The sequence below is a fragment of the Chryseobacterium turcicum genome, from assembly GCF_021010565.1.
Lineage (GTDB): Bacteria > Bacteroidota > Bacteroidia > Flavobacteriales > Weeksellaceae > Chryseobacterium > Chryseobacterium turcicum.
The window spans coordinates 1,834,505-1,848,282 of sequence record NZ_JAJNAY010000001.1; the positions used below are offsets into that span (position 1 = coordinate 1,834,505).

Annotated in this window: 18 protein-coding genes; 12 read left to right on the forward strand and 6 right to left on the reverse strand. The window is 33.3% G+C overall.

Annotation, left to right across the window (positions count from 1 at the left end; translation table 11 throughout):
- Positions 1-65: 65 nt before the first annotated feature.
- A complete protein-coding gene (locus LO744_RS08275; RefSeq protein WP_230668619.1) occupies positions 66-1,271 on the reverse strand; it encodes a metallophosphoesterase in 1,206 nt (401 codons plus the stop codon).
- Positions 1,272-1,338: 67 nt separating this feature from the next.
- The gene (locus LO744_RS08280) at positions 1,339-2,406 is read right to left on the reverse strand and encodes a 3-oxoacyl-ACP synthase III family protein (protein ID WP_230668620.1); all 1,068 of its coding nucleotides are present in this window, start codon (positions 2,404-2,406) and stop codon (positions 1,339-1,341) included.
- 101 nt (positions 2,407-2,507) lie between these two features.
- On the opposite strand from LO744_RS08280, the gene LO744_RS08285 reads away from it, so the two are divergent.
- The 9 genes from LO744_RS08285 (at position 2,508) to LO744_RS08325 (ending at position 8,217) form a co-directional block, all read left to right on the forward strand.
- Positions 2,508-3,077 (forward strand): hypothetical protein, encoded by a 570-nt coding sequence (locus tag LO744_RS08285; RefSeq protein ID WP_230668621.1) that lies wholly within the window; start codon positions 2,508-2,510, stop codon positions 3,075-3,077.
- Between the two features lie 3 nt (positions 3,078-3,080).
- Complete coding sequence (gene ubiE / locus LO744_RS08290; protein ID WP_262908659.1) at positions 3,081-3,812, forward strand: bifunctional demethylmenaquinone methyltransferase/2-methoxy-6-polyprenyl-1,4-benzoquinol methylase UbiE; 732 nt, start codon at positions 3,081-3,083, stop codon at positions 3,810-3,812.
- 3 nt (positions 3,813-3,815) lie between these two features.
- Positions 3,816-4,598 carry a type IX secretion/gliding motility protein PorT/SprT gene (gene porT / locus LO744_RS08295; RefSeq protein WP_230668622.1) on the forward strand — a complete coding sequence of 261 codons (783 nt, stop codon included), beginning with the start codon at positions 3,816-3,818 and terminating at the stop codon, positions 4,596-4,598.
- Between the two features lie 137 nt (positions 4,599-4,735).
- Positions 4,736-5,038 carry a V-type ATPase subunit a family protein gene (locus tag LO744_RS08300; RefSeq protein WP_230668623.1) on the forward strand — a complete coding sequence of 101 codons (303 nt, stop codon included), beginning with the start codon at positions 4,736-4,738 and terminating at the stop codon, positions 5,036-5,038.
- The gene (locus LO744_RS08305) at positions 5,038-5,325 is read left to right on the forward strand and encodes a cell division protein ZapA (protein ID WP_230668624.1); all 288 of its coding nucleotides are present in this window, start codon (positions 5,038-5,040) and stop codon (positions 5,323-5,325) included. The genes LO744_RS08300 and LO744_RS08305 overlap by 1 nt, the downstream gene beginning before the upstream one ends.
- A 226-nt stretch (positions 5,326-5,551) precedes the next feature.
- Positions 5,552-7,120, forward strand: a complete 1,569-nt coding sequence (gene rny / locus LO744_RS08310; protein WP_230668625.1) for a ribonuclease Y — start codon at positions 5,552-5,554, stop codon at positions 7,118-7,120.
- A 209-nt stretch (positions 7,121-7,329) separates the two neighbouring features.
- The gene (locus LO744_RS08315; RefSeq protein WP_230668626.1) at positions 7,330-7,521 is read left to right on the forward strand and encodes a hypothetical protein; all 192 of its coding nucleotides are present in this window, start codon (positions 7,330-7,332) and stop codon (positions 7,519-7,521) included.
- Positions 7,522-7,640: 119 nt separating this feature from the next.
- Positions 7,641-7,835, forward strand: a complete 195-nt coding sequence (locus tag LO744_RS08320) for a hypothetical protein (protein WP_230668627.1) — start codon at positions 7,641-7,643, stop codon at positions 7,833-7,835.
- 190 nt (positions 7,836-8,025) lie between these two features.
- Entirely contained in the window at positions 8,026-8,217 is a 192-nt protein-coding gene (locus LO744_RS08325; RefSeq protein WP_230668628.1) for a hypothetical protein, read from the forward strand.
- Positions 8,218-8,305: 88 nt separating this feature from the next.
- Here the strand turns inward: LO744_RS08325 and LO744_RS08330 are convergent, their stop codons facing one another.
- Complete coding sequence (locus LO744_RS08330; protein ID WP_230668629.1) at positions 8,306-8,773, reverse strand: acyl-CoA thioesterase; 468 nt, start codon at positions 8,771-8,773, stop codon at positions 8,306-8,308.
- Positions 8,774-8,854: 81 nt separating this feature from the next.
- Between LO744_RS08330 and LO744_RS08335 the strand changes: the two genes are divergently transcribed.
- Positions 8,855-9,208: an arsenate reductase family protein gene (locus LO744_RS08335; protein WP_230668630.1), complete on the forward strand. Its 354-nt coding sequence runs from the start codon at positions 8,855-8,857 to the stop codon at positions 9,206-9,208.
- Positions 9,209-9,971: 763 nt separating this feature from the next.
- On the opposite strand, the gene gcvT is transcribed toward LO744_RS08335, so the two are convergent.
- The 3 genes from gcvT to idi are packed head-to-tail and all read right to left on the reverse strand — an operon-like array spanning position 9,972 to position 12,059.
- Entirely contained in the window at positions 9,972-11,048 is a 1,077-nt protein-coding gene (gcvT, locus tag LO744_RS08340; protein WP_230668631.1) for a glycine cleavage system aminomethyltransferase GcvT, read from the reverse strand.
- 14 nt (positions 11,049-11,062) lie between these two features.
- Positions 11,063-11,539 carry a hypothetical protein gene (locus tag LO744_RS08345; RefSeq protein ID WP_230668632.1) on the reverse strand — a complete coding sequence of 159 codons (477 nt, stop codon included), beginning with the start codon at positions 11,537-11,539 and terminating at the stop codon, positions 11,063-11,065.
- A gap of 10 nt (positions 11,540-11,549) precedes the next feature.
- Entirely contained in the window at positions 11,550-12,059 is a 510-nt protein-coding gene (gene idi, locus LO744_RS08350; protein WP_230668633.1) for an isopentenyl-diphosphate Delta-isomerase, read from the reverse strand.
- A 240-nt stretch (positions 12,060-12,299) separates the two neighbouring features.
- Between idi and LO744_RS08355 the strand changes: the two genes are divergently transcribed.
- Together LO744_RS08355 and LO744_RS08360 are read left to right on the forward strand one after the other, a co-directional pair.
- A complete protein-coding gene (locus tag LO744_RS08355) occupies positions 12,300-12,704 on the forward strand; it encodes an LNS2 domain-containing protein (RefSeq protein WP_066677251.1) in 405 nt (134 codons plus the stop codon).
- 97 nt (positions 12,705-12,801) lie between these two features.
- The gene (locus LO744_RS08360) at positions 12,802-13,761 is read left to right on the forward strand and encodes a D-2-hydroxyacid dehydrogenase (protein ID WP_230668634.1); all 960 of its coding nucleotides are present in this window, start codon (positions 12,802-12,804) and stop codon (positions 13,759-13,761) included.
- Positions 13,762-13,778: the final 17 nt, after the last annotated feature.

A 13,778-nucleotide genomic window follows, 5' to 3' on the forward strand; every position in this document is an offset into this window, starting at 1 on the left:
CGGAAACTAAAATTTTCAAATTAAAATCTTTAATCTCGAATTGCAAACCCTGAAACTCGTATCTCTTAACTCAATTCAAAGAGTGTAATTTCAGGTAAAACCCCAACTCTTCCGGGATAGCCTAAAACTCCGAAACCTCTGTTTACGTACAGCATTTTTCCTTCACTTTCATATAAATCTGCCCATTTTGGATATTTATATTGTACGGGAGACCATTTTATATTTTTTAAATCTAAACCAAACTGCATTCCGTGCGTGTGCCCAGAAAGTGTCAAATGAATGTCTATTGGATGTTTTTTTACCACGTAATCGAAATGAGTAGGGTCGTGGCTCATTAATATTTTAGTGGCGTTTGGCGGTACGTTTTCTAGAGCTTTGTCAATTTTCCCAAATTGTGGAAAAGGTTTTAATCCCCAGTTTTCAACACCTAAAATGTAAATTTCTTCACCGTTTTTCTCAATAACTCTGTTTTCGTTACGAAGCATGTTAAAACCGGCTTGTTTTTGATAATCAATTAGGTTGTCAAGGTTTTCCTTTTGTTCGTTTGGAGATTTCCATTTTACATAATCACCATAATCATGGTTTCCTAAAACTGAAAACTTGCCGTCTTTCGCTTTAATTTTAGAAAATAATGAAATAAACGGCTTAAACTCATCAGCAACATTGTTTACCATATCTCCTGTAAATAAAACTAAATCAGGGTTTTGCTCATTAATTAAATCAATAGCATGCTGTAGTTTGCTTGGGTCAGAAAAACTTCCGCTGTGAACGTCTGAAATCTGAATGATTTTATATCCTTTAAAGCTCTTAGGAAGATTAGCAAACTTTACTCTTACTCTTCTTACAGTATGTCGGTATTTCCCAAATGTAATTCCATCTATAAAAAGCGCAGAAAGTACACCACCTAAACCTAATCCCACTAAGCTTAAAAACTTTCTTCTTTCTGGGAAAAAATTCTCTGTAGGCCTTGTTAATCCTACCAAATAACCTCCAGTTCTGAAAATATCATCAATCAATAAAAACAGAACGATGAAAATTTTAGGTAAAATAAAAATTAAAAATAAAGAAATCGTTATTTGAGCTCTCTCGGTACTTCTGTCTGTTCTTTGAAAGTGAGCGACTTCGTACGCAAAAATGCTGTAGATTGCTAAAGAAAAAATAATATAGCCGAGTCTTATCCAGAAATTATCGGTTAAGGTTCTTATTGCCTGAAAAATGTAAACTTCTAAAAATAAGAAGATTGCGGCGATAAATAAGAAGTTTTTCTGCATGATAAGATTTAAAAAAAGCACAAAAAATAAATTTCCTGTGCTTTTTTATATTTTTTAATTAATATTCTTAGGGAAATTTATAAACGATCGCATTAATGTTCATTCCGGCTCCAACCGAAGTCATCACAATGTTACCTTTATCTTTAAACGTATGACCCTCCATTTTTCCTTTAATTATTAAATCAAACATCGTAGGAATTGTGGCTACAGAAGTATTTCCCAAATCCTGAACAGTCATAGGAGATACAGCATGGTCGTAATTTTTCACATCATATAACTTGTGAAGTCTGTCTATCATTGCATAATCCATCTTTGCATTAGCTTGGTGGATTAATATTTTGTCGATATCTTCAATAGATAATCCAGCGTCATCGATAGTTTCTTTAATTGCAGAAGGAACGTTCTTTAGCGCATATTCATAGATTTTTCTTCCCTGCATTCTTACAAATAGACGAGTCTGATCTGATTCTTCATTGATAGAAGGGCCATTTGCAAGGTAATTAAGCTCCACACCATTATCACAAATTGTATTGTGAGCGATGATTCCTACATTTTCTTCGTCAGTAGCTTGTACTACTACAGCTCCCGCTCCATCAGCAAAAATCATTCTGTTTCTATCGTAAGGATCGGTTACTCTGCTTAGCGTTTCGGCACCGATGACAAGAATTGTTTTTGCAACTTTAGCTTTAATCAAGTTATTTGCTAAAATCATGGCTTCAACCCATCCTGGGCAACCGAAAATCATATCGTAAGTAATACATTTTCTGTTTTTGATGCCTAATTTGTTTTTAACTCTTGCAGCCATGGTTGGCATAAAATCTACATAACCATTGACGGTAACTTCACCAAAATTACTGGCGTAAATAATATAATCAAGCTCTTCCTGATCTACATTAGCATCAGCAATAGCAATTTTTGCAGCTTCAAAACCGATTTGTGAATTTGAAAGATTATCATCAATAAACCTCCTGTTTTCTATCTCTGTAATTTCAACAAATTTTGCAATAGTTTCTTCAGCAGGTTTGTCAATCTTTACTCCTTCGTCCGTATAAAACTCTGAATCTAAGAAAAAATCTCTTCCAATTACTCTATTCGGAAGATAAGATCCGGAACCAATAATGATCGTATTTGGCATTCGCGTATGTAATTTTTTTAAAGACGCAAAGTTAATAATTAATATTAATAAGAAAGAATTAAAAATATTATTAAATTTGCAAAAATTGTTTCAGACAATCTATGAAAAACAATCCGTCTTTAAAAGGTTTAATTATTGCCGCTGTGGTGTTTATCGGTGCTTTCGCCGTATACAACTTCTTTCTGGCAAAGAAAAACTACTATCTTGTAGATAATCCTACGCCTAATACTTACTATTTTAAAATAAACAATGGCTCTGAAGGCGTTATTTCGGCAGGCCAGTTTGTAAAGGTAGATTTACAAAAAGGAAAAAATTCTATTAAAGTTTTTGATCAGAATAAGAAAATGCTTTATGATTCTGCTTTTGAAGTGAATAAGGTTCGTGGTCTTTTAAATATCGCCCATAAAGATTATTATATTAATGAGCAATATTATGGATACAATCTTAAAAAAGATTCATTACTTTTGGCGTTAGATAAAACCATGATTGATGGAAAACAATATTATGGGGGTGCTAAACGTTTTAATAAACTCTACACAGAAGATTTTTATTATAATGTAGATGAAGATTATGATCAGATGATCAAAAATATTCAGAAAGTAGAATCTCGTACAAAGATTTTCCGCAAGCAGGATTATCTTAATTATTATAAAGAATACTATAAGTTTTAAGTTTTGACAAAAGATATCAACCAAGTAACGCCCTACAATTCTGAATCTAGCAAAAAGAGTCAGGTAGAAGACATGTTCGACAATATTGCGCCTAAATACGATTTATTAAACCACGTACTTTCTATGAAAATAGATGTGCTTTGGAGAAATAAACTGGTAAAATGGATGAACCACGATGCCCCAAAAGAAACGTTGGATGTCGCCACAGGAACCGGTGATTTAGCTATTGCCGTAGAAAAAGGAACCGGAGCAAAAGTTGTGGGATTAGATTTGTCGCAACAAATGTTAAATGTTGGTATTGTTAAAATAAAAAAACTTAATTTAGACGGCAAAATTTCCATGCAAAAGGGCGATGCAGAAAATTTACCTTTCGAGGACAATAGATTTGATGCCGTTTCCGTTGCTTTTGGAGTGAGAAATTTTGAAAACCTTACCAAAGGTTTGGCAGAACTGAGAAGAGTAGTAAAAGAAAACAAAAGCGTTTATATTCTGGAGTTTTCTAAAGTAGAGGGTTTTTTAGGGCCATTTTATATGTTTTATTTCAAAAATATATTGCCGGCAATAGGCAGGTTGGTTTCTAAAGATAGTAGAGCGTATACTTATCTTCCGGATTCTGTAAATGCATTTCCATTTGGAGAAAAGATGAGACAAATTCTCTTAGATACAGGATTTAAAAAAGTAGAATACAAAAAGCTAAGTTTAGGTATAGCCACAATTTATAAAGCAACAAAATAACCTATGAATAAATTTCTATTAAAAGCTCTGGTTTTAGCCTCAGTTAATATTGCATTCTTTGCAGATGCTCAATTTAGAACCCGTAACAGGATGGACAAGTTGGAAGACTTCGACCAAAAGACAGTCAGCTGGGGTTTCTATTTGAATGCAAATGCAATAGACTACAAAATTGTGTTTAATCCTAGATACGGAATGTATGAAAATCATAATCTTGTATCTTCTAAACAAAGCACAAGTTTCGGAGCAGGTCTTATTGCCAAGTTTAGATTGAATGATTATTTAGACGTTAGAGTAGAACCGGGTTTGCAGTTTGCTCAAAGAGAATTGACTTTTAATACACAATCAAATGATATTTATAAAGATGGAAGTTTAACAAATGCTCCATTTATTCCTATGACTTTAACAGATAAAGACAGAATAAGGGAAATTAAATCTACTTTAATTGATATTCCTGTGATGTTAGAATTACACGGGGAAAGATGGTATAATTCAAGACCATATGTTGCGGCTGGGGTAAATTACATTGTTAATCTACAGTCAAACTCAGATTCTCCAGATGACAATATGCAGCAGGTTTTCAGATCTACAACGCATAATTTTGCTTGGTCTGCAGAAATGGGAGTTCAATTCTATTTTAATAAGTTTAAACTGACTCCAGCGGTAAGAGGTACATTCTTTATGAATAACGAAATCGTTGCCGATAATGCTACTACGCCTCCTTATTGGTCTTCAGCAGTTTCTACATTGCAAACAAGAGCGATTATGTTTGTATTGAAGTTTGAATAAAATAATATAAAATTAATATAAAAAGGAGGTGCTTGGCATCTCCTTTTTTATTTTTGTTAAAATATTGAGATTATTATTTTTATCAATACTATTATTTTCCTATTTTTGCTAATAGTTAGAAAATTTATAAACCTGAAATGCTTCAAGAATTAGAAAATAATTTTTCAGAATTAGAGAAAAAGATTTTGAACCTCCAAAAAAGTAATCAAAATTTATCTGAAAAATATTTAGAATTAAATAAAGAGCATACCGAGCTGAAGGCGAAATATGATGAGGAAAGAAAAAAAAATCAGGTATTGGCAGAAGAACAGAAAAATATAAAATTGTATTCAGCAATATCAGGAAATCCTGAACACAACAGACTCATGAAAAACCATATCAACAGATTGGTAAAAGAAGTAGACTTTTGTATTGCACAGCTTCAAAATAGTGGATTATAATGGAGGTAAGGAGAATAACCATCAACATTGCAGGAAGAGTATATCCGCTAAATGTACCCGCAGCAGAAGAAGAAACACTGCGTAAAGTGGGGAAGCAAATTGAAAATATGATTAAAGATTTTGAACAAAATTTTGATGTAAGAGATAAACAAGATGCTTTAGCAATGTGCGCCCTAAAATTAGGAACCAATGCAGAAGTAGTAGCTCTAACTCATGAAAAAAATATAAAATCGACCAACGAAAGATTAGTGAAAATTAATCAGTCGATGGATGATATAGGAAAATAGATATTTTTTCCAGAAAAACTGCCTACAGTAATTCTAACACATTAAGGTAAACTCAACACTAAACAATTAATGTTCGAAAGTCTTTTCAATGGCGTGCTGCACTACGCAGATTACAGAGAGAAGGAATCAGATCAAATCGTGGAGATCAGGAGTTTACTCTAAATCTATGAATTGCTGTGGGTTTTTTATTTTAAATTAACAAGACAATTAAAAACTCAATATATATATGACAACAGCCATAATAGTAGGCGTTATTTGCTTAGTAATCGGTGCAATAGCAGGGATGTTTTTCTCTAAAAGTTCACTGAATACAAAAGCTAAATTCATTGTAGATGATGCACAAAAGAACGCTGAAAACCTTATAGAAAAAGCTAATGTACAAGCTGAATCCATAAAAAAAGAAAAAAACCTTCAGGCTAAAGAAAAATTCTTAGAACTAAAGTCTCAGCATGACTCAGATATTCAGTCTCGCGAAAAGAAAATGCAGGATGCTGAAAAAAGAACCAAAGACAAAGAAAATAAGCTGAATGACGAGCTTAGCAAAGCCGGAAAATTAGAAAAAGATCTTGACAGACAGATTGCTGATTATGCTAAGAAAAATGAAATTTTAGAGAAAAAGCAAAGCGACTTAGAGCAGGCAACTGCTAAGAAAGTTGAAGTGCTGGAGAAAATCTCAAACTACACCGCAGAAGAAGCTAAAGCAGAATTGGTAGAAACCATGAGAGCAGAGGCTAAAACAAGAGCTCAGGCGCACGTTCAGAGCATTATGGAAGAAGCTCAGCTGAATGCTAAAAGTGAAGCAAGAAAAATCGTTATTCAGACGATTCAACGAATTGGTACAGAACAGGCGATTGAAAACTCCGTTTCGGTATTTAATATTGAATCTGATGAAGTAAAAGGTAGAATTATCGGTAGAGAAGGTAGAAACATTCGTGCTTTGGAAGCAATGACGGGTGTAGAAATTATCGTTGATGATACTCCAGAAGCAATTCTTCTTTCATGTTTTGATCCTGTAAGAAGAGAGATTGCAAGATTATCACTTCACAGATTGGTTACGGACGGTAGAATTCACCCGGCAAGAATCGAAGAAGTTGTAGAAAAAACAAAAAAACAAATCGAAGAAGAAATTATCGAAGTTGGTAAAAGAACGATTATCGATTTAGGAATTCACGGGTTACACCCAGAATTGGTGAAAATCGTGGGTAGAATGAAATACCGTTCTTCTTACGGTCAAAACCTTTTACAGCACTCAAGAGAAGTTGCCAACATTGCTGCAACAATGGCTGCTGAATTAGGATTAAACGTGAAATTAGCGAAAAGAGCAGGTCTTTTACATGATATTGGTAAAGTTCCTGAGCAGGAATCTGAGCTTCCACACGCACTTTTAGGAATGCAGTGGGCAGAAAAATATGGTGAAAATGCAGAAGTTATCAATGCTATCGGTGCTCACCATGACGAAGTAGAAATGACCTCTTTATTGTCTCCAATCATCCAGGTTGCCGATGCTATTTCAGGAGCAAGACCAGGAGCAAGAAGACAGGTTTTAGAATCTTACATCCAAAGGCTAAAAGATCTTGAAGCTGCAGCATTAAGCTTTGAAGGAGTTTCTTCAGCATATGCAATTCAGGCTGGTAGAGAGCTAAGAGTAATGGTAGAAAGCAGTAGAATAAACGACGAAATGTCTTCTCAGCTTTCTTATGATATTTCTGAGAAAATTCAAAACGAATTAACGTATCCAGGACAAGTAAAAGTTACGGTAATCAGAGAAACAAGAACTGTAAATATCGCGAGATAATACATCTTATTAATAATACGAAAGACCTTTCATTAAATTGAAAGGTCTTTTTTATGAAAATTTATTAAGATTAAATTATTTTATGAATTCTTTTGTTTAAGTTAAGTTATTTGTAAATATTTCATAATATTTATTATTTTGTTGTCGTTTTATTGGTGAATTATATTTAAATTTGAGAATCAAACTATATTAATTGAAAAACAAATAACATGACAAACAACATTTTAAAAAACGCGAAAAAATTAAAACAAGCTGATCTTAAAAACATTGTCGGAGGAGTAAGCGGAAATCCTGATTTATCTTTTTGTGGATGCAGTTGCACAGGAGCTGTTACAGGTCCTTTATATTGTACAAAGTATTTTGCTTGCCCTCAAGTATATACTTGTAAAGACGTATACTAATTTAGATAGTAAAAAATAAAAGATCTACTTCAAAATTAAGGCAGATTTTTTATTGACTTTCTATTTATAAATTTTTTTAAATTTGAACATCAAACTATATTATTAAAAAAACAAATAACATGACAAACAACATTTTAAAAAACGCGAAAAAATTAAAGCAAGCTGATCTTAAAAACATCGTCGGAGGAGTTAAAGGAGGAAATCCTGATTTATCTCTTTGTGGATGCGATTGCGCAGGTACCGTTACAGGTCCTGAATATTGTCCACAATATTTTGGCTGCCTACAGGTATACACTTGCAAAGACGTGTATTAAATATTTAAAAATCATAAAAAAATACAGTAAAAAAGACCTTTCATTAAATTGAAAGGTCTTTTTGTAAATTATTTTAATGCAAACTAGATTATGTATGTTAATCTGATAATATTTATTGTTTTATTATCGTTTATTGGTGAATTATGTTTAGATTTGATCATCAAACTATATTAATTAAAAAACAAATAACATGACAAACAACATTTTAAAAAACGCAAAAAAATTAAAACAAGCTGATCTTAAAAACATCGTTGGAGGAATTAAAGGAGGAATTCCTGATTTATCTCTTTGTGGATGTAGCTGCTCAGGATCTGTTATAGGTCCAAAATATTGTCCACAATATATTGCTTGCCCACAAGTGTATACCTGCAATGAAGTATAGTAGATATAGATATTAAAATAAATGAATCCGTCTCACAACTGAGGCGGATTTTTTATTTATTTTCAAGTTGATAGCCATTTCCGTTGGCTTACAAAAACGGTTTCATTTCATCTTCAATCTGTGTTCTTAAATCCATCAATCGTTTAGCGTACTTTTCCTGTTGCTTTTCTTCTTCAGATTCGGGAATCCATTTGGGAACAGGCAGTTTTTTTCCGTTTTCATCAACGGCTACAAATACAATGATGCAGTGTGTTTTCTTGTCAAAAGTAGGTTGTTTTAAATTCCTTGAAAAGACATTGATGGAGATATGCATACTCGAAGAACCTGTATAAATTACCTGTGCTTCCACTTTTACAATTTCGCCGATTTTAATAGGCTCATAAAAACGGATTCCACCCACATATACTGTTACAGAATAATTTCCACTCCATGTTGTTGCACATGCATATCCGGCTTGGTCAATCCACTTCATCACGCTTCCGCCGTGTACATTTCCGCCGTAATTAACATCAGAGGGCTCTGAAATAAACTGAAAAGTAACAGGTTTGTTATCCATTTTTTTTTAATTTTAATAAAGGTATTTAATAATTTTCAGAATTTTATATTTAGCCTTATTTTTGAAGATTAAATTTTAATTATGAAAAAAGTTTTTCATCTTAATACCTGCGATACTTGCAGAAAGATTTTAGCACAGTTTGATTTGTCGGATTGGAAAAAAAGAGAAATAAGAAAAGAGCCGATTACCAAGGAGGAGCTTGAAGAAATGTATAAGCATACAAAGTCGTATGAAGCATTGTTCAGTAAAAAATCTACTCAGATTAAACTAAGAGAATTGGATGTGAAATCTTTACAGGAGAATGATTTTAAAGATTTGATTTTAGACCATTATACTTTCTTAAAACGTCCGGTTTTTATGACAGATAAAGAGATTTTTATTGGAAATGACAAAAAGAATGTGGAAGCTTTGCAAGAGTTTTTTGGAGTGAAGTAGATTTGCCATGAATTTGCAAACGTAAATATTTGTATCAAAATAAATTCAAACCTAACGGGTTTTCAAAACCGTTAGGTTTTTTTGTGCTGTTAATTAATAAATATTTTGCGAAATTTTAAGTAAATTGTTTGTAACCAATCAACTTTTACTTTTGTTTCAAACAACTTGCGGGAAGCAAAATGCAATTGACGGAAGTTAAAAACAAGTGTTTTGTCTTAAAATTACTTCTACGGAAGGTTCAAACGAACTGCGGGAAGCAAAATGCAATTGACGGAAGTTAAAAACAAGTGTTTTGTCTTAAAATTACTTCTACGGAAGGTTCAAACGAACTGCGGGAAACAAAATGCAATTGACGGAAGTTAAAAACAAGTGTTTTGTCTTAAAATTACTTCTACGGAAGGTTCAAACGAACTGCGGGAAACAAAATGCAATTGGCGGAAGTTAAAAACAAGTGTTTTGTCTTAAAATTACTTCTACGGAAGGTTCAAACGAACTGCAGGAAACAAACTGCAATTGACAGAAGTTATAAAACATCTGTTTTGTAACTAAATTAATTTTTGGAGAAGTTATGAATCGATAGAACGAAATAATGTAGGGTTGAATGCAAGCCTAGCCTGGATAGGAGCGACATCCTTTTTCTTGACGAAAGGGAAAGCGGAGGGTGTCATGAAAAAGATACAGCGGATAGCCGGAAATAGCTCCTAAAAAATAACCGCTTCATCAATAATGATAAAGCGGTTTTTTATATTTAAAGAATATTCGATTATACAAATGGAGTTTTCACCACTTTTGCAGGAATGTTTTTATTTCTTACCTGAATAAAGATTTCGGTACCTAATTTGAAGTGAGATTTATCAACATACGCTAATCCCAAACCGATTTTTTTCATCGGAGACTGAGTACCTGAAGTTACTTTCCCGATTACATTTCCTTCGGCATCTACCACAGGATAATCATGTCTTGGAACTCCTTTATCAGTCAATTCAAAACCAACTAATTTTCTGGTAATACCTTCTTCTTTTTGTTTTGTGAAAATTTCTTTAGAAACAAAGTCTTTGTCAAACTTAGTAATCCATCCTAATCCAGCTTCCATAGGAGAGGTTGTATCGTCGATGTCCATTCCGTAAAGACAGAATCCTTTTTCTAGTCTTAAAGTGTCTCTAGCAGCCAATCCACAAGGAATAATACCTTCTTCAGCTCCTGCTTCAAGGATAGCATCCCACAATTTTTCTGCAGATTCGTTGTTGAAATAAATTTCAAAACCACCACTTCCTGTATATCCTGTGTTTGAAATAATCACATCACTAACGCCTGCAACAGTACCAACAGTAAAGTTGTAATAAGGAATTTCTGAAAGATTAGTTTCTGTTAATTTTTGAAGAATTTCTGTTGCTTTCGGGCCTTGAATTGCCAATAAAGACATTTCGTCTGAAGCATTGGTCATTTTTGCACCGAAGCTGTTGTATTTTGAAATATGATTCCAGTCTTTATCGATGTTTGAAGCATTTACAACGACAAAATATTTTTCATCTTCCATTTTATAAATGATAAGGTCGTCTACAATTCCTCCGTTTTCGTTCGGAAGACAAGAGTACTGAGCTTTTCCATTTTCTAAAACATCTACATTGTTGGTTCCCACAAACTGCAAAAGGTCTTTTGCGCCTGCACCTTCAATGAAAAACTGTCCCATGTGAGATACGTCAAATAATCCTGCTTTTTCTCTTACTGCAAAGTGTTCTTCCGTTACTCCGGAATATTGTACAGGCATTTCAAATCCTGCAAAAGGTACTATTTTCGCTCCTAAAGAAACGTGTTTGTCGTACAATGCTGTTTTTTTCATAGGTAGATTTATTTCTATTTTTTTATTTTAAAACTTTCAAAAGTTTCGTTAAAAACTTTCATATAGTTTCCGTTCCAGTGTTTTTGTTGGCAATTGATGCTTACAAGAAAAAAGTCTTTATCTTTCTGATACAATTTGGTAAACCAGAATAATTTTTCTTTCTCATCAAAATATTCATACTGATATTCTGAATATCCTTTTTTACTGCCTGTAATTTTTACTTTTTTCTCGTCATCCTGAGAGTTATACAACGCCAGAATAAATTTTTTCACTTCTGTTTTTGGCAAATCCAAATCATGGTATTCAGAAATGGTAATTGCGCCAATTTCATTGGTGGGGAAGATGTTTACAATTCCATCATCATTCGTAGCTTTCCAGGTATCGGGCATTGTGATTGAGTAATTTTCACTTTCGTAGAGCTCAGTTCCCAATTTCTGAGCGTACGAATACATACTCAGGAAAAATGTGGTCATTAATACAATTTTTTTCATCGGTGTGTTTTTAAAAATGATGTTTATATTCTTCCAGAATGATTTTAAACCATTCTGTAAATTGTTCAGGGTGCTCAGAAATTTCTTTATCTAAATTTTCAAGTGAAATATAGCGCACTTCTTCCACTTCATCTTTATTTAAATTAAAATCTGAATGATAAGTTCCGGTAAAAACATGGTCGAGCTCGTGCTCCCAAAGTCCGCCTCCAACATCTGCTTTATAGATGAAATTGAATTTTGGTGAAAGTTCCGCATCAATTCCTAATTCTTCATTCAGTCTTCTTTTTGCTGCTTCAAGATAGGTTTCTTCAATTCTGGGATGCGAGCAAACAGCATTGGTCCATTGATGAGGAGAATGATATTTCTCCGCAGCTCTTTTCTGTAACAACATTTCGCCGTTTTCATTAAATAAAAAAACTGAAAAAGCTCGATGAAGTAAGCCATTAATATGAGCCTGCTGTTTTTCCATCAAACCTAAAACTTCATCTTGAGGATTTACCAATACTACGAATTCTTCCATTCCTACAAATTTAAGTTTAAAACGTGATTTTGTAAAATAAATGTTTAGTTTTTTTAAATATTTATGAAATTTTAGCTTTTTTGAACACATAAAATGGTAATGATGTTTATGAAAAATGCAACGAAGTGCTTGTTTTCATTGCTTTTAAATTTGATTTTGTGTTAAAATTTTAACATAAACTAAGATTAATATGAGTGTTTGGATGAGAAAGTGTAACTTTGCGCTTTAAAATTTTGAACGATGGAGCTAGATTATATTGAGCATATCAGTCCGATTCTAAAAGATGGAATTAAAAATTATCTTATCGATATCGACGGAACAATTACAGAAGATGTTCCCAACGAAGAGCCGGAAAGAATGGTTACGTGTGAGCCTTTCCCCGATGCACTAGAGACCGTTAATAGATGGTATGACGAAGGCCACCAAATTTGTTTTTTTACTTCAAGAACTGAAAATTTAAAACAAATTACAATAGACTGGTTAGACAAACATGGCTTCAAATATCACAGTGTTTTGTGTGGTAAACCAAGAGGAGGAAATTATCACTGGATTGATAATCACTTGGTAAGAGCTACAAGATACAAAGGCAAATTTACCGATTTGGTAGAAAAGCAAGTAACAATAGAAGTTTTTAAAGAAGATTAAATCATAGAGAGGATTTAAAGATTAAACGAAAGGTGAAAACCAATAATTCTTTTAATTTTTAAATCTTTTTACATTTTAAATAGATTATAAGTTAGTTATGAAAGTTTTAGCAAACGATGGTTTAGATCAATCTGGGATTGATGCATTAACCGAAAAAGGCTTTGAAGTAATTACGACAAAAGTTCCTCAGGAGCTTCTTTTAGATTACATCAATGAACACAAAATCCGCACTGTTTTGGTAAGAAGTGCGACACAGGTAAGGAAAGATATCATCGACAATTGTCCGTCACTTGAAATCATCGGAAGAGGTGGAGTAGGTATGGATAATATCGATGTAGATTATGCAAGAGAAAAAGGGATTCATGTGATTAATACGCCTTCTGCTTCTTCAGAATCGGTTGCTGAATTGGTTTTTGCGCATTTATTTTCAGGAGCTCGATTTTTACAGGATTCAAATAGAAAAATGCCTTTGGTAGGAGATACTCAATTTGCATCGCTTAAAAAAGCTTATGCTGCAGGGATTGAATTGAAAGGAAAAACCATCGGTATCGTTGGGATGGGAAGAATCGGTCAGGAAGTTGCTAAAATCGCTTTAGGTTTGGGAATGAGAGTAATCGCTGCTGATAATATGGTAGGAAAAGCCAGCATTAAAGTGACTTTTTACAATAACCAGTTTATCAATGTTGAAATTGAAACTGAACCTTTGGAGCAAGTTTTAAAGCATGCAGACTTTATTACGCTTCACGTTCCGGCTCAGAAAAATGGTTACATGATTGGTAAACCTGAATTTGATATGATGAAAGATGGTGTTGCTATCGTAAACTGTTCAAGAGGTGGAGTGATTGATGAAGCGGCTTTAATTGAAGCTTTAGATTCAGGAAAAGTAAGATTTGCAGGGCTTGATGTTTTCATTAACGAGCCAACTCCTTCAAAAGATATTATCACACATTCTAAAATTTCTGTAACTCCGCATACTGGCGCTTCAACACTGGAAGCTCAGGATAGAATTGGATTGTCTTTGGCAGAGCAGATTTCAAGTATTTTACAGGTACACTAAACAATAGAATAGTGTCA

Coding starts and splice junctions, on each gene's coding strand:
- LO744_RS08275 (WP_230668619.1), bottom strand. CDS start 1,271: ATGCAGAAAAACTTCTTATTTATCGCCGCAATCTTCTTATTTTTAGAA.
- LO744_RS08280 (WP_230668620.1), bottom strand. CDS start 2,406: ATGCCAAATACGATCATTATTGGTTCCGGATCTTATCTTCCGAATAGA.
- LO744_RS08285 (WP_230668621.1), top strand. CDS start 2,508: ATGAAAAACAATCCGTCTTTAAAAGGTTTAATTATTGCCGCTGTGGTG.
- porT (WP_230668622.1), top strand. CDS start 3,816: ATGAATAAATTTCTATTAAAAGCTCTGGTTTTAGCCTCAGTTAATATT.
- LO744_RS08300 (WP_230668623.1), top strand. CDS start 4,736: ATGCTTCAAGAATTAGAAAATAATTTTTCAGAATTAGAGAAAAAGATT.
- LO744_RS08305 (WP_230668624.1), top strand. CDS start 5,038: ATGGAGGTAAGGAGAATAACCATCAACATTGCAGGAAGAGTATATCCG.
- rny (WP_230668625.1), top strand. CDS start 5,552: ATGACAACAGCCATAATAGTAGGCGTTATTTGCTTAGTAATCGGTGCA.
- LO744_RS08315 (WP_230668626.1), top strand. CDS start 7,330: ATGACAAACAACATTTTAAAAAACGCGAAAAAATTAAAACAAGCTGAT.
- LO744_RS08320 (WP_230668627.1), top strand. CDS start 7,641: ATGACAAACAACATTTTAAAAAACGCGAAAAAATTAAAGCAAGCTGAT.
- LO744_RS08325 (WP_230668628.1), top strand. CDS start 8,026: ATGACAAACAACATTTTAAAAAACGCAAAAAAATTAAAACAAGCTGAT.
- LO744_RS08330 (WP_230668629.1), bottom strand. CDS start 8,773: ATGGATAACAAACCTGTTACTTTTCAGTTTATTTCAGAGCCCTCTGAT.
- LO744_RS08335 (WP_230668630.1), top strand. CDS start 8,855: ATGAAAAAAGTTTTTCATCTTAATACCTGCGATACTTGCAGAAAGATT.
- gcvT (WP_230668631.1), bottom strand. CDS start 11,048: ATGAAAAAAACAGCATTGTACGACAAACACGTTTCTTTAGGAGCGAAA.
- LO744_RS08345 (WP_230668632.1), bottom strand. CDS start 11,539: ATGAAAAAAATTGTATTAATGACCACATTTTTCCTGAGTATGTATTCG.
- idi (WP_230668633.1), bottom strand. CDS start 12,059: ATGGAAGAATTCGTAGTATTGGTAAATCCTCAAGATGAAGTTTTAGGT.
- LO744_RS08355 (WP_066677251.1), top strand. CDS start 12,300: ATGGAGCTAGATTATATTGAGCATATCAGTCCGATTCTAAAAGATGGA.
- LO744_RS08360 (WP_230668634.1), top strand. CDS start 12,802: ATGAAAGTTTTAGCAAACGATGGTTTAGATCAATCTGGGATTGATGCA.